21 protein-coding genes are annotated in these 20635 nt (G+C 51.1%); 9 read left to right on the top strand and 12 right to left on the bottom strand.

Annotated features, from left to right (window positions below; all coding sequences use genetic code 11):
• Window positions 1-11: 11 nt before the first annotated feature.
• The 8 genes from HVZ52_RS04845 (at window position 12) to mutS (ending at window position 10708) form a co-directional block, all read left to right on the top strand.
• The gene (locus HVZ52_RS04845) at window positions 12-2516 is read left to right on the top strand and encodes a fimbria/pilus outer membrane usher protein (RefSeq protein ID WP_181598942.1); all 2505 of its coding nucleotides are present in this window, start codon (window positions 12-14) and stop codon (window positions 2514-2516) included.
• Between the two features lie 29 nt (window positions 2517-2545).
• Complete coding sequence (locus tag HVZ52_RS04840; protein WP_181598941.1) at window positions 2546-3724, top strand: fimbrial protein; 1179 nt, start codon at window positions 2546-2548, stop codon at window positions 3722-3724.
• Window positions 3725-3792: 68 nt separating this feature from the next.
• Complete coding sequence (locus HVZ52_RS04835; RefSeq protein WP_047414275.1) at window positions 3793-4980, top strand: HD domain-containing phosphohydrolase; 1188 nt, start codon at window positions 3793-3795, stop codon at window positions 4978-4980.
• Between the two features lie 69 nt (window positions 4981-5049).
• Window positions 5050-5826: a winged helix-turn-helix domain-containing protein gene (locus tag HVZ52_RS04830; protein WP_181598940.1), complete on the top strand. Its 777-nt coding sequence runs from the start codon at window positions 5050-5052 to the stop codon at window positions 5824-5826.
• On the top strand, window positions 5823-6296 hold the full coding sequence (locus HVZ52_RS04825; RefSeq protein ID WP_047414279.1) for a hypothetical protein: 474 nt from the start codon (window positions 5823-5825) through the stop codon (window positions 6294-6296). The genes HVZ52_RS04830 and HVZ52_RS04825 overlap by 4 nt, the downstream gene beginning before the upstream one ends.
• A gap of 24 nt (window positions 6297-6320) precedes the next feature.
• Window positions 6321-6995 (top strand): Crp/Fnr family transcriptional regulator, encoded by a 675-nt coding sequence (locus HVZ52_RS04820; protein WP_181598939.1) that lies wholly within the window; start codon window positions 6321-6323, stop codon window positions 6993-6995.
• Between the two features lie 136 nt (window positions 6996-7131).
• Window positions 7132-7737 (top strand): hypothetical protein, encoded by a 606-nt coding sequence (locus HVZ52_RS04815; RefSeq protein WP_181598938.1) that lies wholly within the window; start codon window positions 7132-7134, stop codon window positions 7735-7737.
• Window positions 7738-8146: 409 nt separating this feature from the next.
• Entirely contained in the window at window positions 8147-10708 is a 2562-nt protein-coding gene (mutS, locus tag HVZ52_RS04810) for a DNA mismatch repair protein MutS (protein ID WP_047499414.1), read from the top strand.
• Window positions 10709-10787: 79 nt separating this feature from the next.
• Here mutS and rpoS read toward each other — a convergent pair whose 3' ends face one another.
• Window positions 10788-11780 carry an RNA polymerase sigma factor RpoS gene (rpoS, locus tag HVZ52_RS04805; protein WP_000081498.1) on the bottom strand — a complete coding sequence of 331 codons (993 nt, stop codon included), beginning with the start codon at window positions 11778-11780 and terminating at the stop codon, window positions 10788-10790.
• A gap of 62 nt (window positions 11781-11842) precedes the next feature.
• The gene (gene nlpD, locus HVZ52_RS04800) at window positions 11843-12925 is read right to left on the bottom strand and encodes a murein hydrolase activator NlpD (protein ID WP_230330220.1); all 1083 of its coding nucleotides are present in this window, start codon (window positions 12923-12925) and stop codon (window positions 11843-11845) included.
• Between nlpD and HVZ52_RS23005 the strand changes: the two genes are divergently transcribed.
• Window positions 12828-13055, top strand: a complete 228-nt coding sequence (locus tag HVZ52_RS23005) for a hypothetical protein (RefSeq protein WP_223307949.1) — start codon at window positions 12828-12830, stop codon at window positions 13053-13055. The two genes, nlpD and HVZ52_RS23005, sit on opposite strands and share 98 nt — an antisense overlap.
• A gap of 32 nt (window positions 13056-13087) precedes the next feature.
• On the opposite strand, the gene HVZ52_RS04795 is transcribed toward HVZ52_RS23005, so the two are convergent.
• From HVZ52_RS04795 to cysD, 10 genes are all read right to left on the bottom strand, one after another.
• Window positions 13088-13714 (bottom strand): protein-L-isoaspartate(D-aspartate) O-methyltransferase, encoded by a 627-nt coding sequence (locus HVZ52_RS04795; RefSeq protein WP_003034172.1) that lies wholly within the window; start codon window positions 13712-13714, stop codon window positions 13088-13090.
• Window positions 13708-14469, bottom strand: coding sequence for a 5'/3'-nucleotidase SurE (gene surE, locus HVZ52_RS04790; protein ID WP_181598937.1), 762 nt, complete (start codon window positions 14467-14469; stop codon window positions 13708-13710). Before surE ends, HVZ52_RS04795 begins: the two co-directional genes overlap by 7 nt.
• Window positions 14450-15499: a tRNA pseudouridine(13) synthase TruD gene (truD, locus tag HVZ52_RS04785; protein WP_016154208.1), complete on the bottom strand. Its 1050-nt coding sequence runs from the start codon at window positions 15497-15499 to the stop codon at window positions 14450-14452. The genes surE and truD overlap by 20 nt, the downstream gene beginning before the upstream one ends.
• Window positions 15496-15975 carry a 2-C-methyl-D-erythritol 2,4-cyclodiphosphate synthase gene (gene ispF / locus HVZ52_RS04780; RefSeq protein WP_016154209.1) on the bottom strand — a complete coding sequence of 160 codons (480 nt, stop codon included), beginning with the start codon at window positions 15973-15975 and terminating at the stop codon, window positions 15496-15498. The genes truD and ispF overlap by 4 nt, the downstream gene beginning before the upstream one ends.
• Window positions 15975-16685 carry a 2-C-methyl-D-erythritol 4-phosphate cytidylyltransferase gene (gene ispD / locus HVZ52_RS04775; protein WP_046274807.1) on the bottom strand — a complete coding sequence of 237 codons (711 nt, stop codon included), beginning with the start codon at window positions 16683-16685 and terminating at the stop codon, window positions 15975-15977. The genes ispF and ispD overlap by 1 nt, the downstream gene beginning before the upstream one ends.
• Window positions 16686-16703: 18 nt before the next feature.
• Window positions 16704-17015 (bottom strand): cell division protein FtsB, encoded by a 312-nt coding sequence (ftsB, locus tag HVZ52_RS04770; protein WP_003034163.1) that lies wholly within the window; start codon window positions 17013-17015, stop codon window positions 16704-16706.
• Between the two features lie 215 nt (window positions 17016-17230).
• Entirely contained in the window at window positions 17231-17554 is a 324-nt protein-coding gene (locus HVZ52_RS04765) for a DUF3561 family protein (RefSeq protein ID WP_016154211.1), read from the bottom strand.
• A 47-nt stretch (window positions 17555-17601) separates the two neighbouring features.
• Window positions 17602-18207 (bottom strand): adenylyl-sulfate kinase, encoded by a 606-nt coding sequence (gene cysC / locus HVZ52_RS04760; protein WP_019077557.1) that lies wholly within the window; start codon window positions 18205-18207, stop codon window positions 17602-17604.
• The gene (gene cysN / locus HVZ52_RS04755; RefSeq protein WP_115190298.1) at window positions 18207-19634 is read right to left on the bottom strand and encodes a sulfate adenylyltransferase subunit CysN; all 1428 of its coding nucleotides are present in this window, start codon (window positions 19632-19634) and stop codon (window positions 18207-18209) included. Before cysN ends, cysC begins: the two co-directional genes overlap by 1 nt.
• Before the next feature lie 9 nt (window positions 19635-19643).
• Complete coding sequence (gene cysD / locus HVZ52_RS04750) at window positions 19644-20552, bottom strand: sulfate adenylyltransferase subunit CysD (protein WP_003034152.1); 909 nt, start codon at window positions 20550-20552, stop codon at window positions 19644-19646.
• Between the last annotated feature and the right edge of the window lie 83 nt (window positions 20553-20635).

The raw sequence follows: 20635 nt of genomic DNA, 5'->3' as shown, positions 1-20635 counted from the left end.
GTTCAATTCTGATGAAAAACAGTTCTCTGTTTCGTATAAGTTTGCTAGTTCACTCTGTCAGCCTCGCGATATTTTCATACGGCGCGTTGGCGGAGGATTTTAATAGCAGCCTGCTGGTAGGTAATTCAGCAGATATGGACTGGAGTAATTCTCGGCTGGTTATGACGCCGGGGGCTTATGATTTGGATGTTTATGTGAATAACGTCTGGCGCGGGAAATTTAATATTTCCGTCGCTAATGACGATAAAGGTACTCTGCTTATTAATAAAGACGACGCATCTCTACTGGATATTCAGGGGCTGGATGATATTGTAAATAAAAGCACCGCTGAAAAGCTCGACGTTAATACCCTGCTACACGGAGGGAAAAGCGCCCTGATACCCGGCACACTGCGTTTGGATTTAGAAGTACCTCAGGCTTTCGTAAAAGAATATAGCCGTAACTGGGTGTCACCGCAAAAATGGGATCAGGGAATTAATGGCCTGTATACCAATTACAATTTCAACTATTACAATTTTCACGGCCTGCAGAATGGCTATAGTGACAGCGATAATCTGTATTTATCGCTGAACAGCGGACTAAACATGTATGGCTGGCATTTTCTCGATAGCTCATCGTGGATGCGCTACAGCGCAATGAACAAAGGTAGCTGGATAAATACCACGCGTTTTGTTGAAAAACCAATTGCGGCAATCGATTCGGTACTGCGCATTGGTCGAAGCTATACGACGTCTGATTATTTTGACACGGTCCGTTTTCGTGGGGTGACACTGAATAAAAGTCGTCAGATGTTACCGGACAGCGAAAACGTTTATATGCCAGTGATCGAAGGTGTTGCAACCAGTTCTGCGGTGGTCAGTATCTCCCAGGATGGTCATATCATCCACCAGATCAATGTCCCGCCAGGTCCCTTTGCCATCCGCGATCTGATGCCTACCGGCTCACGCAGCGATTTATCCGTCGAGGTAAAAAACACCGGCGGCAACATTGAGCGCTTCATTGTGCCATTCTCCTCGATCCCGGATATGCAGCGCCCCGGCAGCAGCGACTATCAGATTAACGTCGGGGCGGTGGACATGCGCAACGTCGACGAAAGCAGCCATTTTACCCAGGTGAGCTATTCACGTGGGGTGAATAACTACCTCACCGCGTCAGCGGGCGGGATCTGGAGCCAGAATTATCAGTCTCTGCTTCTGGGAGGAGCGGTTTCCATCCCCTACGCTGGGTCACTCTCGGCTTCCGTGGAGGAGTCGCAGTATCGTCTGCCTGGCGATAGCCGTCGCCATGGAGAAAAATACGCGCTGTCCTGGAGTAAATACTTCCCGACCCGTACCAATATTTCGCTGGCTTCGTATTATTACCGTACTCAGGATTACGCTTCTTTTAGCGATTATATCCTGACCAAATCCAATATTAAGGATTATGGCGGAACGGGCACCTCAACGATCAACAGCAAACAAGCCTTTAGCGCCAATATTAATCAGCCGCTGGGGGAACAATTTGGAAGACTGTCGCTTTCAGCCTACTGGCGCGATTACTGGCGCGGTCAGAAAAGTAGCCGTCAGTACAACCTGACCTGGAGCAATGCTAGTCACGGCGTCAACTACTCGGTTTCGCTGCGCCGCTCGGAGGTTACGCAGTCCTATTACGACTATGAAACCAATTATGAAGGCGACCTGGTGAGCGCGTTGCGTTCACGCGGTAAGACGGAAAACAACCTCTATTTTTCTGTCACGATACCGATGTCGATATTCGGCAGCGGCGGCAGCCTGTCTTCTCATGCCAGCGTGCAGAACGGCAAATATTCCTCTTCTGATGTCAGCATGAGCGGGAATATGCATGATGTTGACTACAGCCTGATGCTGAGCCACGACAGTGACAACGATTCGCGGGCAGCCGATCTCTACACCAGTTGGAAAAATGACTATACCAGCATGAACAGCGGCGCGACGCTGGCCCGTGAATATCGCCAGCTAAGCCTGGGTGCCAGCGGCAATCTGCTGGCATGGAAGGGTGGGCTGCTGGCGTCTCCTCATAACGGACGTAATTTTGTCATTATTGAAGCGCCTGGAGTGGTGAACGCGGTCGTTAACGGCGATACCTCCGCACACACCAACAGCAAAGGTATCGCCCTCATCACCAGCGCGACACCGTACCGACAGAATAATTTCCATCTGGAGCAGGATGGGACCCAAAAAAGCGACGTCGACCTTGAAGGTAATTTACTCAATGTGGCGCCGTACGAAGGCAGTATCAGCTGGCTGAAGTACAAAACTGACACGCGCAGACTCTTCACTTTTGATGTGCAAACCGCTGAAGGGGGTCAGTTGCCGTTTGGCGCGGTTGTCAGCGGTGCCGGGAATGAAGAAGTCGGCTATGTCGCACAGGGGAGTCAGATTTTTATTAAGTCAGAGACACTTCCCGCCAGCCTGAAAGTGAATATCAGCAAAGGCAAGACTAAAAAATTCTGCACTATTTCCCAGCCTGCAGAGCATGCTGAAAATATTTGTCGCTAACTCAGTTTACTCAGCTAACAGAATCAATCATGAAAAAATTATTTTATCTTATGGTTACGGCCATAATACTGACTGCACTCCCAATATTATCTGCACAAGCACAGTCGCAGGCTCAGTCTCGCGGTGTAACAGGCGATACCTGCCGTAATTCCGGCATACTTTTTACCAGCGTCGCAGAATCGGATAAGTCGCTAAATCTTTCATCGGCTTTCGTGAATTCAAACGTCGTTGAATATTCCTATACCACCAGTTGGTCGGGTAGTATGACCTGTACTTACGGGAATATTGGGATCGGTGGTCTGGCGCAAGACCACTTATATTATTTTACCGGTTTCAACGGTTCTCCTGTTTATTTGAATTTCAACAGTGCGGATGGTGAAAGTAGCTACTGGATAAAATTAACGTCCACCATTAGTGGCGATACCAAAGTGACTGTCAGCGGTATCGTGGGCATTCACTCTCTGTCATATCAGACACAATATACGCTACGAGCAGAATTAATGTCGGCTCCGCCTGTGGGCATGGAAAGCTATACCAAAACCACAACCAGCGGCGCACTGTCGGTCATACCTGCGGTGATGAGCGGTACCGGAAGCGGCTCCAGCTCACCGTTCCTTTCCAGCAAAACATATGCTTATCGCGCCTGGTCCAATATGATGTCTGAAACCGCACGCAAAAGCTGGAATACCGATTATTTTATTGCTTATGAGAAGCTGACGATTCAGTTTGAGCCAAAAGAAACAACCTGCAATATGACGCGGGACATGAGCGTGAAATTACCCCCCGCTCCGTTTAGCGTCCTGAAAAAAAATGGAAAGGCAGATGGTGCCGATTTCACGATCCCGCTGAAGTGCGGCAACCTGGCCGGAATTAAAACGTCTACCCGCAATGTTAAGGCCTGGTTATCCAGCAATGATTTAGTCAGTTCTGATACCAGCTACCAGATAATGGTCAACGATGAAACCACGGCGGGAGGGGTAGGTATTGCCATTCGTAGCCGGATGTTTATGGGTGACTATGATGAGGTGCAAATATCCAGTAGCAATAATATGGAACATGCCTCACAAATATTAGATATCGCTAAAGATGATGATATAAGCAATACGCAATACATTTATCTTCATGCTTATTACAAAGTTTATAACGCATCAGCATTATCAACCGGTAGCGTGGTGGCGACTGCGCAGATAATGTTTGGCTACGATTAACCCCCCTATTTTACTGTGGCCCAGACGGGCTACAGTAAGTTTTTAATTTAATTCTCTTAAAGGATTTTATGAAAATATCTGTTCAAACCGTGCTTGATCTTCTGCACAGCATTATGCACCCGCTTTCTCCTGAACTGGTGCATCATTTGCAACGCACGGGTCTCATTTGCTGGTATCTCGGGAATCGAGCCGGTTTTGACAGTGCAGCCATCAATAACGCCTGGCTTGCGGGTATGTTGCACAATATCGGGGCGCTGAGCAAAGTGCATCCCTTCAGTGGCGCCCATGGTAAAGCCTTTATTGAAGAGCATGGACGACTTGGCGCCTCAATGATGTCCGGCGTACGTTTTTTACAGCCAGTGACCGCAATTCTTGAAACGCGCCACGCGGATGCCTTGGGTTACACGCAGAATACAATGCTAAATACCTGGCATCTGGTGCATCTGGCCGATGAGTTTGAGCTGTGGCTGCGCGGGATTGAAGGTGACTATGTGGCCCAACGGCATAATATTGTTTCCGGTTTTCTGGCCAGTAGCCCACTATGGCCATCGTGCCTGGTCGAGGCGCTACAGGACGCCAGCCATGAGGATGGTTTCTGGTTTCGCCTGAGTTCGCCCTCATTACAACAGGTGCTGCGTGTTATCAGCCCGCTCAATGATGTGGTGCTGGATCACCATGATTTTCTGGAGGTCTGCCTGCTGATTTCGAATATCGTCGATAAATACAGCAGCTTTACGCAGACTCACAGCACCAGCGTGGCTCACGTGGCGGCGAAGCTTGCAGAGCTGTACGGCTGCGATCGCTACACCCAGGATAAAATCCGCATCGCGGGGTACCTGCACGATATTGGCAAGCTGGGTATTCCACTGGAAATCCTCGAGAAGCAGGGAAAGCTGGAGCCGGACGAGTACGCGCAAATGAAGCGCCACAGCTATAAGACGCTGGAGATGCTACATCCCATTGAAGAGCTGGGTGAAATCGTACACTGGGCGGCAAGACATCATGAACGCCTCGACGGCAGCGGCTATCCTTTTCGTCTGGGTGCGGCTGCGCTGGATATCCCTTCGCGTATTATTGCTGTGGCTGATGTTTTCACCGCGATGACCGAGAACCGCCCCTATCGTCAGGGGATGTCCAGCGAAAAAGCATTGATTATTCTGGAGGAAGAGGCGTCAAATTTTCGTCTGGATCGGGACATTGTCGATCTGCTAAGCCATAATATTGCAGTGCTCAGACCTTTGGTTGCGATGTACTAAGCCAGGCATAACCCGAAATCGCAGCCGCGCAGAATGCATATTGTATAAATTTACCGAAAGAAAACGCGAATGAAATATTTGATAGCCAATAGAGTCATTTACGATAGCGAGAGCGGGGAACTTGTGGTCAAGGAACCCGGAAACGAGCAAAGTAAAAGGCTAACAAATACCGCTAACCGTATTCTTTCGTTACTGATTGCATCGCCAGGCCGGGTACTTGAACGTGATTATCTTCTGGATAAAGTCTGGGAGGAAGCGGGCCATCCGGGTTCCAGTTCATCGCTGAGCCAGTACATTAGTATCCTCAGAAAAACATTAACATCCTTAATATTCATTGAGGAAATTATTATAGCCGTACCCAAGGTGGGCTTTTACTTCTCACCGGAAATCGCCGTTGAACTGCAGAATGATGAAGAAATGGTGAGTACCACACCTCTTCCGGTATCCCTGCGTAAGGCGGCAACGAAGGATAAAAAAAACCTCTGGCTGATCGCGGCTATCGCGTTTTTGCTGCTGGCCAACCTTTGGATACTCAGCCAGAAACAGGGTTCACCGCGTTTTGCAGCCGAATACAGTATTGGTGAAATCGGGAACTGCAAATTTACTGCCTATGAAGATTTATCGGAGGAAGTTGACCCTCAGGTCATGAATATTATCCGTCAGCTACAGCCTGAACTTGAGCTAAAGTGCGCCCGGAAACCCGCGCAGATTATGGTTTATTTTCAACCCAGTGTTCTTTACGGTAGTCATGGTCGGTTTTTCTACTCTTATTGTCCAACAGATAAGGCAACAGCAAAAATTGTCTATTGTGAGAACTATTATGCTTTTAACTGGAAATTAAAATGAAGCTGATGACAACCTTAGTGCTGGCAGTGGTCGCGTTGATTTGTCTGTTAACATGGCAACTAAGCCTGCGATCGGGTGTTTATTTTGACAAACGCTGCTTTGCGAATATCACCTATGTTGACGCTTCGGATCACGCTCTCTTATTCAAAGGAAATATCACGTTTGAATTTAACAAGAACGAAACGGGCGTATTTAATCTTTCCGGCAACATTGACTATCAGGGGCGTCAATATCGATTGTCGCGTTATATAACATTTACCTACCATAACGTCAGCGGCAACCAGTATCGTATGAATACGACGACAAAAGATATCATGGCTCACGATAATGTGCCGGAAGACATTACCCTGCTGACAACAAAAATATTTGGGATGGAAGGGGAGTACGTTATTTCCTTAGACAAAAAAGACAATAACTATATTACGATTGCAAATACCTTATCACCCTTAATGAACTGTGTGATTCAATAACAGGGATAGTGTTATACATTCACTATGAAAAGAAATAATTGTGTCAATTGTGAAGAGTGCGGTTTTGCAGAACTGTGCTCTGCCTATCTGTTCAGGCAGAAAGATCCATTGTTTATCCGCAATCTGGAGACAAAAAAGAAGATTGCCAGAGGTGAATATATTTATCGTCGGGGAGAGAAAATAGACGCGCTATATGCCCTACGTAGCGGGGCCGCTAAGGTTTACGATACGCGCGGGCAGCTGATGGGGATCGTTTTGCCAGGACAGGTGATGGGCGTGGAGGAGCTGCACATCGGGTACAGTCAGCAGGATATTCAAGCCGCAACGGAAATAGAAGTTTGCGTACTGAGAAGCGATCATTTCTACGAAATGAGCCAGCTGATGCCAGGATTTACAGATTTTATTGTCAGGATCCTGTCACGTTCGGCGCAGGAAAAACAGCAATTTATTTCAGTATTGACCAAAAGTGATACCTTGCAGAAGGTTCAATATTTCCTGCAACTGTTGTCTCGCACTTATAAAGAGTATGGCTTTGAGCATCTCAACCTTGAGTTACCGATCAGTAAGAAAGAACTGGCCCAGGTTCTGGGCATTTCGATATCCACCTTGTCGCGTACCCTGGATAGCCTGAAGGATCAGGGGATTATTTCCATGCTAAATAAAAAAGAGATAACGCTAATGGTGTCAGACAAAAAATAGCGTCTGAATGAGGATGTTTTTGTAATTTCTTAGTTTCATCTCAAAAAATCAGTAAATCATTTATTGTCCAGTGTATCCCTTTGAGGAAAGCACCGGACTCATTTTCCTTAAAAACAAAGAGTTAAGGTTTTTCCCAATGTCGTTTGTCATATTCTCTGATGATATTTTTTTTACCCGGTCTGCGGGAGGGCTGATGCCAATAGATAGCCTGCGCGAAGAGAACTTATGTATTATTGATATTGAATCTTTCTTCAGCTTGCATGATATTAAACATCGTGTTTGCAATGAACTGACCGACGGCTATTCTATCATTTTTGTAAAAGGCCGTGGAATGTTATCAAAGGTGCTTTCATCACTTGAGGGTATCTCCAGAACCGCCTCTGTAACGGAGTTTATCCGGTATATTAATGAAGGCCGAAGATATACTGTCTATCATATACTCACCATAATTGATTCTTTGCGGGAGCTACGTAACCTTACCCATACCGAGATTTCCGTAGCCTGTGCGTTACGCCGACAAATAAATATTACTGCCACATCCCAACTTCTGCACTGCTCAACGAAAGCAGTGTATCAGCGGGTATCAGCCTTGGCTCAGAAAATGAACCTCAGATACGGTACCCAAATCCAGTATTTCTTGTACCGCGAATATACCATTGAGGAACTCCAGCAGATAAATTGCATGAAACATCGTCCTGATACCGGTGTATTCCAGAATAATGGATCGACCCCACATCTGTAAGCAGATTCGATCCTCACGACGAGGCCTGTCTAATGGCCTCCGGACTGAGGTATCGCCCCGGTTGTCGTACAGGTTGAATCACTACGGATTTAACAGACACCTCAGAGTCATTTATGGACTTATCTTTGTCGCCAGGCTTCATCATTTCTACCGCTTTAAACGAAAGTAGCTTTCCCTCTTGTTTTCCTGCCATAAAGACTCCGTTATCATGCACCTTATGCAGTCATGAACATCAAGGTAGGTTACTCTGTATATGCCCATATTTTACCCAAGTATAGGTTGGCAAGGCACACGTTACCCCACCTTTAAATGTAGGATTTCATGATATTCGATGAGACAACGTGAAACTTAATGATAACCAAAAAATCACTAACTCATTAAAAATTAAGAAAATGGACATCATAAACCAATGAGTACAATAGAAAACTTAGACTCCCACACCCCCATGATGCAGCAGTATCTCAAGCTGAAGGCTCAGCACCCGGAAATACTGCTGTTTTACCGCATGGGCGACTTTTACGAACTGTTTTATGACGATGCGAAACGCGCGTCTCAACTGCTTGATATCTCCCTGACCAAACGCGGCGCATCTGCGGGCGAGCCAATCCCGATGGCAGGCATTCCTCATCATGCGGTAGAAAACTACCTCGCCAAGCTGGTCAATCAGGGTGAGTCCGTTGCTATTTGTGAACAGATTGGCGATCCGGCGACCAGCAAAGGCCCGGTTGAGCGCAAAGTGGTACGTATTGTCACACCAGGCACCATCAGTGATGAAGCGTTGTTGCAGGAACGCCAGGACAACCTGCTGGCCGCCATCTGGCAAGACAGTAAAGGGTACGGCTACGCTACGCTGGATATCAGCTCCGGGCGTTTTCGTGTCAGTGAACCCGCTGACCGCGAAACCATGGCCGCGGAATTGCAGCGCACCAACCCCGCTGAATTGCTGTATGCCGAGGATTTTGCCGAAACCTCGCTGATAGAGGGACGTCGCGGCCTGCGTCGTCGTCCGCTGTGGGAATTTGAAATTGATACCGCCCGTCAGCAGTTAAATCTGCAGTTCGGCACGCGAGATCTGATTGGCTTTGGCGTGGAAAACGCCCCACGCGGATTATGCGCTGCCGGCTGTCTGCTGCAATACGTAAAAGATACCCAACGCACCTCGCTGCCGCATATTCGTTCCATCACCATGGAGCGTCAGCAGGACAGCATCATCATGGACGCCGCCACACGCCGCAATCTGGAAATCACCCAGAACCTGGCGGGCGGGGTGGAAAACACGCTGGCTTCAGTACTCGACTGCACCGTGACACCGATGGGTAGCCGTATGCTCAAGCGCTGGCTGCATATGCCGGTCCGCGACACCAAAATCCTCACCGAGCGCCAACAGACCATCGGCGCGCTGCAGGATACCACCAGCGAATTACAACCCGTGCTGCGTCAGGTAGGCGATCTGGAACGTATTCTGGCGCGTCTGGCCCTGCGTACTGCGCGCCCGCGCGATCTGGCCCGTATGCGTCATGCCTTCCAGCAATTACCCGAACTGCGCGCGCAGCTGGAAAACGTAGACAGTGCCCCCGTGCAGATGCTGCGCGAGAAAATGGGTGAGTTTACTGAGCTGCGTGAACTGTTGGAACGTGCCGTCGTGGAAGCTCCGCCAGTGCTCGTACGTGACGGCGGCGTCATTGCCCCAGGCTACAATGAAGAGCTTGATGAATGGCGAGCGCTGGCTGATGGCGCCACGGACTACCTCGACAGACTGGAAATCCGCGAACGCGAACGCACCGGTCTGGACACGCTGAAAGTAGGATTTAACGCCGTGCACGGCTACTACATTCAGATCAGCCGTGGGCAAAGTCATCTGGCGCCAATTAACTACGTACGCCGCCAGACATTGAAAAACGCCGAACGCTACATTATTCCGGAACTGAAAGAGTACGAAGACAAAGTTCTGACCTCAAAAGGCAAAGCGCTGGCGCTGGAAAAACAGCTGTATGACGAACTGTTCGACATGCTGCTGCCACACCTGGCTGATTTGCAACAGAGCGCCAGCGCGCTGGCGGAGTTGGACGTGCTGGTCAACCTCGCGGAGCGTGCTTATACCCTGAATTACACCTGTCCGATCTTCACCGATAAACCCGGCATTCGTATTACCGAGGGACGTCATCCGGTGGTTGAACAGGTGCTGACCGAGCCGTTTATCGCCAACCCGCTTAACCTCTCGCCTCAGCGACGGATGCTGATCATCACCGGCCCAAACATGGGGGGTAAAAGTACCTATATGCGCCAGACTGCGTTGATTGCGCTACTGGCCTATATCGGTAGCTACGTTCCGGCACAGAAAGTCGAGATCGGGCCTATCGATCGTATCTTTACCCGCGTGGGCGCGGCGGATGATCTGGCATCAGGTCGTTCCACCTTCATGGTAGAAATGACCGAAACCGCCAACATTCTGCATAACGCGACCGAGAACAGTCTGGTGCTGATGGATGAGATTGGACGCGGCACCTCCACCTACGACGGCCTGTCGCTGGCATGGGCATGCGCAGAAAATCTGGCAAATAAAATCAAAGCATTAACTTTATTTGCGACCCATTACTTCGAACTGACGCAGTTACCGGAGAAAATGGAGGGTGTCGCTAATGTGCATCTGGATGCGTTAGAGCACGGCGATACCATCGCCTTCATGCACAGCGTGCAGGATGGCGCGGCGAGCAAGAGCTATGGTCTGGCAGTCGCTGCCCTGGCTGGCGTACCGAAAGAGGTGATCAAACGCGCGCGGCAAAAACTGCGCGAACTGGAAAGCATTGCGCCAAATGTTGCCGCAACCCAGGTCGACGGTACGCAGATGTCGCTGCTGTCAGTACCGGAAGAAACGTCACCCGCCGTTGATGCGCTGGAAAATCTCGACCCGGATTCACTAACGCCTCGCCAGGCGCTGGAGTGGATCTACCGGTTGAAAAGTCTGGTGTAGCAAAAAGAGCCCGATAGCAGTAGCCCTAAAGAAAAAGGCCAGTCCCAATGAGACTGGCCTTTCTTGATAGAACTTGTGCTTACTCGCGGAAAAGCGCTTCGATATTCAGTCCCTGAGTCTGCAGAATTTCACGCAGACGACGCAGACCTTCAACTTGAATCTGGCGAACACGTTCACGAGTGAGACCAATTTCACGGCCCACATCTTCCAGTGTCGCAGCTTCGTACCCCAGCAGACCAAAACGACGTGCCAGCACTTCACGCTGTTTGGCGTTCAGTTCGAACAGCCATTTGACGATGCTCTGTTTCATATCATCGTCTTGCGTGGTGTCTTCCGGACCGTTTTCCTTTTCATCGGCCAGAATATCCAGCAACGCTTTTTCGGAATCGCCACCCAGCGGGGTGTCTACCGAGGTAATGCGCTCGTTGAGTCGGAGCATACGGCTGACGTCATCAACCGGTTTATCCAGTTGTTCAGCAATCTCTTCTGCACTCGGTTCGTGGTCCAGTTTATGCGACAACTCACGCGCGGTACGCAGATAGACGTTCAGCTCTTTTACAATGTGAATCGGCAGTCGGATCGTACGGGTTTGGTTCATAATCGCCCGTTCGATCGTCTGGCGGATCCACCAGGTTGCGTATGTTGAGAAGCGGAACCCACGTTCCGGGTCAAACTTCTCGACGGCACGGATAAGCCCTAAATTGCCCTCTTCAATCAGGTCCAGCAATGCCAGACCACGATTGCCATAACGACGAGCAATTTTCACCACCAGACGCAGGTTACTTTCAATCATGCGACGGCGAGATGCGACATCTCCACGCAGTGCGCGACGCGCAAAATAAACTTCTTCTTCGGCTGTTAACAGTGGTGAATAACCAATCTCACCAAGGTAAAGCTGAGTCGCGTCCAACACACGCTGTGTGGCCCCCTGCGATAACAGCTCTTCTTCAGCCAGGTCGTTATCACTGGGTTCCTCTTCACTCAAGGCTTTTTCATCAAAAGCCTCTACTCCGTTCTCATCAAATTCCGCATCTTCATTTAAATCATGAACTTTCAGCGTATTCTGACTCATAAAGGTGGCTCCTACCCGTGATCCCTAACGGAACTAGCACGTGAAAGCCTGGTTCCGCCTAATTATCGCTGCGGTAAATAGCGCAGCGGGTTTACGGATTTCCCCTTGTAACGAATTTCAAAATGCAAGCGTGTTGAACTGGTTCCGGTGCTACCCATGGTAGCTATTTTCTGCCCCGCCTTGATTTCTTGTTGTTCCCGGACCAGCATTGTATCGTTATGGGCGTAGGCGCTCAGGTAATCATCGTTATGTTTGATGATAATAAGATTACCGTAACCACGCAGCGCATTACCGGCATAGACGACGCGTCCATCTGCGGTCGCGACAATAGCCTGTCCTTTGCTGCCTGCAATGTCGATCCCTTTATTGCCACCTTCGGTAGCCGCAAAGTTTTCGATCACTTTGCCGTCAGTCGGCCAGCGCCATGTAGAGATTGGCGAGCTTGTCGACGTTGAGCTTGCAGTTGATTCGGTTGTGCTAACTGCTGGAGCCGTTACAGGCGCTGTGACCACAGTCCCAGCAGGCTTGTTGTTCGGCAACATTTTGTTAGCACTTTGTTCACCTGAATCCTCAGAATACGTAATTGTTGGTTTCGAAGCAACAGCAACGGTGGAATTTTGTGCAGGGTTGGTCACAACTCCTTGCTGTGCTGCATCCGCCTGGGTGATGGCATTGCCACCGGTAATCGGTGCACCAGACGCGTTGCCCACTTGCAGAGTTTGACCGACATTCAGGCCATACGGGGCCGGAACGTTATTGCGTTGTGCGAGGTCACGGAAATCGTTCCCGGTGATCCAGGCAATATAGAAAAGGGTATCGCCTTTCTTAACAGTATAGGTACTGCCGCCCGTGTAGCTACCTTTCGGAATATTCCCATACTTACGATTGTATACAATACGACCGTTTTCCATCTGCACAGGCTGTTGAGCAACAGGCTGGATTTGCGTTGGCTGTGTAGTTGGTTGCTGCACCGACTGGATCTGTGGCGTCTGCTGTACTGTCGACGTCGAGCCCATTTTGGGTGGAGGCGTAATCAGCATGCCAGAACTGGTGTTCGTTGATGCACTACCGTTAACCGAGCTGACCGGCGCTGGTGGATTCGAGGTGTTTGAACAACCAGCCAACCATAGTGAAACCAGTGACAATGCCGCAATGCGGCGAACGGTAAATTTGTGGCTTCCCGCGCTCATTTATCCCCCAGGAAAATTGGTTAAAACCAGTGACGTAATCACCGTGCAAGGCCCCGTCACAATACGCTTACTCTTTCGAGAATAACCAGGAAAACTCCAGGTATTCAGCAGCGCTATCTACGCAAGCTCCCCTTTCACTAAGGGAACGAAACGTACGGCCTCCACGGTATCGATAATAAATTCGCCTCCCCGACGACGCACCCGCTTCAGAAACTGGTGCTCATCGCCCACGGGTAAGACGAGAATGCCGCCCTCATCCAGTTGCATCATCAATGCGGTTGGGATCTCGGGCGGCGCTGCCGTTACAATGATAGCGTCAAACGGAGCTCGCGCCTGCCAGCCTTGCCATCCATCACCATGACGGGTCGAAACATTATGTAAATCAAGCTGCTTCAGGCGGCGACGCGCCTGCCATTGCAAACCTTTAATGCGCTCAACGGAGCACACATGATGCACCAGGTGCGCCAGAATCGCCGTCTGGTAGCCAGAGCCAGTACCAATTTCCAGCACCCGAGACTGCGGCGTTAGCTCAAGCAGTTCGGTCATTCGCGCAACCATATAAGGCTGCGAAATCGTCTGCCCCTGACCAATCGGCAGGGCAATATTGTCCCAGGCCTTATGTTCAAACGCCTCATCAATGAATTTTTCACGCGGCACGGCGGCGAGCGCATCGAGGACAAGCTCATCTCTGATGCCCTGCGCACGTAATTGTTCAAGAAGAGTGTGTACGCGTCTGCTTACCATTGCGTGTCGACTCCCACGCTGTCTAACCAGTCAGAAACCACCTCATGCGCGCCGTATGCGGTTAAATCGACATGCAGCGGCGTGATAGAAACATAGCCTTCATCGACGGCGGCAAAATCCGTATCCGGCCCGGCGTCGCACTTTTCGCCCGGTGGCCCGATCCAGTACAGCGTATTACCGCGTGGGTCCTGCTGTGGAATAACCTGATCCGCCGGATGGCGACTGCCGCAGCGCGTGACGCGAATACCTTTAATCTGATCCAGCGGTAAATCCGGCACGTTGATATTCAAAATGCGACCGGTGCGCAGCGGTTCACGACCCAGCGCCCGTAAGATACGACAGGTTACTGCGGCAGCAGTATCGTAGTGTTTATGGCCATCAAGTGAGACAGCCAGCGCCGGGAACCCCAGATGACGACCTTCCATTGCCGCCGCAACGGTACCGGAATAGATAACATCATCACCCAGATTAGGACCCGCATTAATACCAGAAACGACAATGTCCGGACGCGGACGCATTAATGCGTTCACGCCCAGATAGACGCAGTCGGTGGGCGTACCCATTTGTACGGAAATATCGCCGTTATCATAGGTAAAGGTGCGAAGTGAAGATTCCAGCGTCAGCGAGTTAGACGCGCCACTGCGGTTACGATCCGGGGCAACCACCTGTACGTCAGCAAACTCACGCAGCGCTTTCGCCAGCGTTTGTATACCGGGTGCGTGGACCCCATCATCGTTACTCAGCAATATACGCATAATCACCCATTGTGTTAATAAGTTCCCTTACAACACTGGTGGCGAAGCTACCTGCCGGTAGCCAGAAGCGTAACTCGACGGTTACGTCATCCCACCAGTTCCAGCTCAATTGTTGTGGATACAGCAACATAGCGCGACGCGACGCGTCGACTTTCTCGCGCAATAACAGAGACTGCAGCGCGGTTTCATCAGCAACAGCGGCTTTTTCAAACGCCAGTGCGTCGCGCTGAGTTCCCCACTCACCGCTGCCCGGTAATGCCGCTGTGATCATCAATTCTTTCTCATCGACGCGACGCTGTAATTCAGTGTGTTCTTCCTGTGTGGCGACAAACCAGCTTCCGCGTCCGGATAATTGTAGCGCATCGCCGTCAACAACTTGATTAAAGTCTGTTTTTTTCAAGCGTTCACTGACTATCTGATTAAACAACGCGCTACGGGCCGCCGACAACCAAAAACTGCGTTTATTGCGATCGCGCACCGGCGCATCGCTTTGTGCCCAGCGCAGCGCCCCTTGCAGGTTGCTACCGCCAATACCAAAACGCTGAGCGCCAAAATAGTTCGGTACGCCGCGTTCGCTAATCGCCTGCAAACGCGCTTCAACGTCATTTCGCTCGCTCACTTCACGCAACACCAGCGTAAATTCGTTGCCTTTCAGCGCCCCTAAACGCAGCTTACGCTTGTGGCGCGCGTACTCCAGAACTTTACAGCCTTCGAGCTCAAATTTGCTTAGATCAGGCATTGCATTGCCCGGTACACGCGCGCACAGCCACTGTTCCGTGACCGCATGCTTATCTTTCTGCCCAGCAAAGCTCACTTCACGGGCGTGAATTTTCAGGAATTTCGCCAGCGCGTCAGCCACAAAACGGGTGTTACAACCGTTTTTCAGGATGCGCACCAAAACATGCTCGCCTTCGCCATCCGGTTCGAAGCCTAAATCTTCGACGACAACAAAGTCTTCCGGATTCGCTTTCAGGACGCCATGGCCCAGTGGTTTGCCATGGAGATACGTCAGATCGTCAAACACAGTCATTTCGGTGCCTTAATGAGTAACGCCACTGCTTCACAGGCAATCCCTTCCCCACGCCCGGTAAAACCGAGTTTTTCCGTGGTGGTCGCTTTCACGTTAACATCATCCATATGGCAGCCGAGATCTTCGGCAATAAACACGCGCATTTGCGGAATGTGCGGCAGCATCTTCGGTGCCTGAGCAATAATTGTCACATCCACATTACCAAGCGTATAGCCTTTGGCCTGAATACGCCGCCAGGCTTCTCGCAATAATTCACGACTATCGGCACCTTTAAAGGTCGGGTCGGTGTCAGGGAAGAGTTTACCGATATCCCCCAGCGCAGCCGCGCCCAGCAGAGCATCGGTTAGCGCGTGTAACGCCACATCGCCATCAGAATGCGCCAGCAATCCTTTTTCATACGGGATGCGCACACCACCAATGATAATTGGGCCTTCTCCGCCAAAAGCGTGTACGTCGAAACCGTGTCCAATTCGCATTATGTCTTCTCCTGGTGGGTAGTCCGGGTCAGATAAAATTCGGCCAACGCCAAATCCTCTGGACGCGTTACTTTAATATTATCAGCCCGTCCTTCAACGAGCTGAGGATGTAAGCCGCAATATTCCAGCGCCGAGGCCTCATCCGTAATGGTTGCGCCTTCGAGGAGCGCACGGGTCAGGCAGTCGTGCAACAGCTCGCGAGGGAAAAACTGCGGCGTCAACGCGTGCCATAAATCGGTGCGATCGACCGTATGGGCAATGTCTGTTCGGCCCGGCTCCGCGCGCTTCATCGTGTCGCGTACTGGTGCCGCCAGGATCCCGCCGGTGCGGCTGGTCTCACTGATTGCCAGCAAACGGGCTAAATCATCCTGGTGCAGACACGGACGCGCGGCGTCATGCACCAGTACCCAACTGGCCTCACCTGCGGCTTGCAAACCGGCAAGGACAGAATCGGCACGCTCGTTGCCGCCATCCACTACGGTAATTTGCGGATGCGCGGCGAGTGGAAGTTGGGCAAAGCGGCTGTCGCCTGGGCTGATAGCGATAACGACTCGCGTCACCCGGGGATGAGCCAGCAGCGCATCAACCGAGTGTTCAAGAATGGTTTTATTGCCAATAGAGAGGTACTGCTTAGGACACTCTGTTTGCATTCGGCGGCCAAACCCGGCAGCCGGCACCACGGCGCAAACGTCCAATAAAGTGGCTGCCATGTTAAATCCCTGGACGGTTTATCGATTGTTTTGCCCTGCAGTCTGAGCGCGTTTAGACGCGTCAGGCACCAGACGATAAAAGGTTTCGCCCGGCTTAGTCATGCTGAGTTCGTTGCGCGCGCGCTCCTCAATAGCCTCTTGTCCGCCATTGAGATCGTCAATTTCGGCAAAGAGCTGATCGTTACGTGCTTTAAGTTTCGCGTTCGTAGCTTGCTGCGCAGCAACATCATCGTTGACGCGACTATAGTCATGTATGCCGTTCTTACCGAACCACAGCGAATACTGCAGCCAGACCAATAAAGCCAGCAACAGCAGCGTTAGTTTACCCATCCTGCCCCCTGAAAAACGGCATTAACATCCCATAACTTCCGCAGACAACTTTACATCAACGGTCGGGAATGCCGCGACAACGCGGGCAAATGTACCACATTTGCCCGTTGTTACGTATACCCCGTGTAAGGAGAACATAATCTCATTGTTGGTTACGGTTTGAATTATGACCAGAGAGTGAACTACATCAGCGATTGTTAAAAAAAGGCGTTTGCCTAACCCAACAACCACAGAAATAGCGCGCCAAACATCGCCCCAACCACCAGTAGGGTGCAGGTAATGCTCAGCAGCAACAGCCCCTTCAATAGGGAGTGCAGCGCAATACCCGCGACAATCGCCACGGGCAGCAATGCGAGGAAAAAGGGCCAGGTATAAATGAAGAAAAAGAGTGTGTTAGGGCCATAAATCAGAAACGGAATCCCCAGCGCCAACAGCCACGCGATAAAGCCGACCACAGCACCCGGTAGTGACCAGGTGGTTTCATCGTCGGCGGCGAAGGTATCTGACTCTGTAATAGTAATGTTATGGCTGTTACGCATATCTAATCCTGTGACCGTGACTGACCGGGCATACAAGCTCGGGTGTCTCAGGATCTGATAATATCTTCCTGCCTCAGCAGGTCTAATAATTGGGGTACCAAATTTGTTACCAATTGTTCACCATCAAGATGAATCTCTGGCGATTCAGGCGCTTCGTATACCGAATCAATTCCGGTGAAATTGCGCAACTCACCCGCCCGCGCTTTTTTATACAGCCCTTTTGGATCGCGTAATTCGCACGTTGCCAGCGGCGTATCCACAAAAACCTCAATAAAACGCCCTTCACCAACGCGTTCACGGACCATTTTGCGTTCGGCGCGATGCGGAGAGATAAAGGCGGTCAACACCACAAGGCCCGCGTCCACCATCAGGTTAGCCACCTCGCCAACCCGACGAATATTCTCCTTACGATCGGCATCGCTAAACCCAAGATCGCTGCACAGGCCGTGGCGCACGTTATCGCCATCCAACAAATAGGTACTCACTCCCAGCTTGTGCAACGCCTCTTCCAGCGCCCCTGCGACCGTGGATTTACCGGAACCAGACAGCCCGGTAAACCACAGCACAACACCACGATGACCGTGGCGTTGTTCCCGCTGTTGCGGTGTAACAGGATGGGCATGCCAGACGACGTTTTCGTCATGCAGCGCCATTATTTTCCTCCCAGCAGATCGCGCGCGCCCCAGTGCGGGAAATGGCGACGCACTAACGCATTAAGCTCCAGCTCAAACGCGCTGAACTGAGAAGCCGCGGCGTGATCCTGGACGATTGGCTCACGTACCAGCCCCGCGCCAACGGTAACGTTGGTCAGGCGGTCAATGATAATCAGCCCGCCCGTAACCGGATTCTGCTGATAGGTATCCAGCACCAGCGGCTCATCAAAAGTCAGATTAACCAGACCGATGCCGTTTAGCGGCAACGCTTCAACATCACGTTGGGTCAGGTTATTAATATCAATCTGGTACTGCACGTTATCAACGCGTGCGCGGGTCTTCTTACCGGCGACTTTGATGTCGTAGCTCTGCCCAGGCGACAACGGTTGTTCCGCCATCCACACCACATCAACGGCAGCGCTTTGTACCGCAGGTAACGCTTCACCGGCATCAAGTAGCAGGTCGCCACGGCTGATATCGATCTCATCTTTCAATACCAGGGTGATCGCTTCACCCGCATGTGCTTGCTGTAAATCGCCATCAAAGGTTACGATCCGCGCCACGCTCGACTCAACGCCGGATGGCAGCACTTTGACGCGTTGCCCTACCTTCACACTACCGGAGGCCAGCGTCCCGGCATAACCACGAAAATCCAGATTAGGTCGGTTCACATACTGCACCGGGAAGCGCATCGGCTGAGTATCAACTATGCGCTGGATCTCAACGGTTTCCAGTACTTCCAGTAGCGTCGGACCGCTGTACCACGACATGCTGGCGCTTTGTGAAGCCACGTTGTCGCCTTCCAGTGCAGAGAGCGGCACAAACCGGATATCCAGGTTGCCCGGCAACTGTTCAGCAAAAGTAAGATAGTCTTCGCGAATGCGGTTAAATGTCTCTTCGCTAAAGTTCACCAGATCCATTTTGTTGATCGCCACCACCAGGTGTTTGATCCCAAGTAGCGTGGAGATAAAGCTGTGACGACGGGTCTGATCCAGCACGCCTTTACGCGCATCGATCAGCAGGATCGCCAGGTCGCAGGTCGACGCACCGGTCGCCATGTTGCGGGTGTACTGCTCATGGCCGGGAGTATCCGCAATAATAAATTTACGCTTCTCGGTAGAGAAATAACGGTAAGCCACGTCGATGGTGATGCCCTGCTCGCGCTCGGCTTGCAAGCCGTCAACCAATAACGCCAGATCGAGCTTTTCGCCCTGAGTACCGTGACGTTTACTGTCGTTGTGCAGCGATGAAAGCTGGTCTTCATAAATCTGACGCGTGTCGTGCAGCAGGCGACCAATCAGGGTGCTTTTCCCGTCATCCACGCTACCGCAGGTTAAAAAACGCAGCAGGCTTTTGTGTTGCTGGGCGACCATCCAGGCTTCAACGCCGCCTTCATTAGCAATTTGTTGTGCAAGTGTCGTGTTCATGGCGGCTCCTTAGAAATACCCCTGACGTTTCTTCAGCTCCATGGAGCCCGCCTGGTCGCGGTCAATCACGCGGCCCTGACGTTCACTGGTGGTTGAGACCAGCATCTCTTCGATGATTTCCGGCAGCGTCTGCGCATTCGACTCCACCGCGCCTGTTAACGGCCAGCAGCCGAGCGTACGGAAACGCACCATGCGTTTTTTAATCACTTCCCCCGGTTGCAGATCGATTCTGTCGTCATCAATCATCATCAGCATGCCGTCGCGTTCCAGCACCGGACGCTCCGCCGCCAGGTACAGCGGCACGATGTCGATATTTTCCAGCCAGATGTACTGCCAGATATCCTGTTCAGTCCAGTTGGAGAGCGGGAATACGCGAATGCTTTCGCCTTTGTTAATCTGTCCGTTGTAGTTATGCCACAGTTCCGGACGCTGATTTTTAGGGTCCCAGCGATGAAAACGATCGCGGAAAGAATAAATGCGCTCCTTGGCACGCGATTTCTCTTCGTCACGACGAGCGCCACCGAACGCGGCGTCGAAACCGTATTTGTTCAACGCCTGCTTCAACCCTTCGGTTTTCATAATATCGGTATGCTTGGCGCTACCGTGAACAAACGGGTTGATGCCCATCGCCACCCCTTCCGGGTTTTTATGCACCAGCAGTTCACAACCGTAGGCTTTCGCCGTGCGGTCACGAAACTCGTACATCTCGCTGAATTTCCAGCCGGTATCAACGTGCAGCAGAGGGAACGGCAACGTGCCAGGATAAAACGCTTTACGCGCCAGATGCAGCATTACGCTGGAATCTTTGCCGATGGAATACATCATCACCGGATTCGAAAACTCGGCGGCCACCTCACGAATAATATGGATGCTTTCCGCTTCCAGTTGCCGCAGGTGGGTAAGTCGTTTTTGATCCATAACCGTTCCTATGTAATGCCGTTATTTTGCTAACGATGCTCAGATAACCTGACTATAGGGAGGGCAAGAGGGCGAATGAAATT

This window comes from Citrobacter sp. RHB36-C18, from assembly GCF_013814485.1.
Taxonomy (GTDB): Bacteria; Pseudomonadota; Gammaproteobacteria; order Enterobacterales; family Enterobacteriaceae; genus Citrobacter; species Citrobacter braakii.
This window is presented reverse-complemented; position numbering and strand designations above follow the sequence as displayed.

What these genes read in the sequence shown, in the direction of transcription:
- HVZ52_RS04845 (WP_181598942.1), top strand. Translation starts at nt 12, where the DNA reads ATGAAAAACAGTTCTCTGTTTCGTATAAGTTTGCTAGTTCACTCTGTC.
- HVZ52_RS04840 (WP_181598941.1), top strand. Translation starts at nt 2,546, where the DNA reads ATGAAAAAATTATTTTATCTTATGGTTACGGCCATAATACTGACTGCA.
- HVZ52_RS04835 (WP_047414275.1), top strand. Translation starts at nt 3,793, where the DNA reads ATGAAAATATCTGTTCAAACCGTGCTTGATCTTCTGCACAGCATTATG.
- HVZ52_RS04830 (WP_181598940.1), top strand. Translation starts at nt 5,050, where the DNA reads ATGAAATATTTGATAGCCAATAGAGTCATTTACGATAGCGAGAGCGGG.
- HVZ52_RS04825 (WP_047414279.1), top strand. Translation starts at nt 5,823, where the DNA reads ATGAAGCTGATGACAACCTTAGTGCTGGCAGTGGTCGCGTTGATTTGT.
- HVZ52_RS04820 (WP_181598939.1), top strand. Translation starts at nt 6,321, where the DNA reads ATGAAAAGAAATAATTGTGTCAATTGTGAAGAGTGCGGTTTTGCAGAA.
- HVZ52_RS04815 (WP_181598938.1), top strand. Translation starts at nt 7,132, where the DNA reads ATGTCGTTTGTCATATTCTCTGATGATATTTTTTTTACCCGGTCTGCG.
- mutS (WP_047499414.1), top strand. Translation starts at nt 8,147, where the DNA reads ATGAGTACAATAGAAAACTTAGACTCCCACACCCCCATGATGCAGCAG.
- rpoS (WP_000081498.1), bottom strand. Translation starts at nt 11,780, where the DNA reads ATGAGTCAGAATACGCTGAAAGTTCATGATTTAAATGAAGATGCGGAA.
- HVZ52_RS04795 (WP_003034172.1), bottom strand. Translation starts at nt 13,714, where the DNA reads ATGGTAAGCAGACGCGTACACACTCTTCTTGAACAATTACGTGCGCAG.
- surE (WP_181598937.1), bottom strand. Translation starts at nt 14,469, where the DNA reads ATGCGTATATTGCTGAGTAACGATGATGGGGTCCACGCACCCGGTATA.
- truD (WP_016154208.1), bottom strand. Translation starts at nt 15,499, where the DNA reads ATGACTGTGTTTGACGATCTGACGTATCTCCATGGCAAACCACTGGGC.
- ispF (WP_016154209.1), bottom strand. Translation starts at nt 15,975, where the DNA reads ATGCGAATTGGACACGGTTTCGACGTACACGCTTTTGGCGGAGAAGGC.
- ispD (WP_046274807.1), bottom strand. Translation starts at nt 16,685, where the DNA reads ATGGCAGCCACTTTATTGGACGTTTGCGCCGTGGTGCCGGCTGCCGGG.
- ftsB (WP_003034163.1), bottom strand. Translation starts at nt 17,015, where the DNA reads ATGGGTAAACTAACGCTGCTGTTGCTGGCTTTATTGGTCTGGCTGCAG.
- HVZ52_RS04765 (WP_016154211.1), bottom strand. Translation starts at nt 17,554, where the DNA reads ATGCGTAACAGCCATAACATTACTATTACAGAGTCAGATACCTTCGCC.
- cysC (WP_019077557.1), bottom strand. Translation starts at nt 18,207, where the DNA reads ATGGCGCTGCATGACGAAAACGTCGTCTGGCATGCCCATCCTGTTACA.
- cysN (WP_115190298.1), bottom strand. Translation starts at nt 19,634, where the DNA reads ATGAACACGACACTTGCACAACAAATTGCTAATGAAGGCGGCGTTGAA.
- cysD (WP_003034152.1), bottom strand. Translation starts at nt 20,552, where the DNA reads ATGGATCAAAAACGACTTACCCACCTGCGGCAACTGGAAGCGGAAAGC.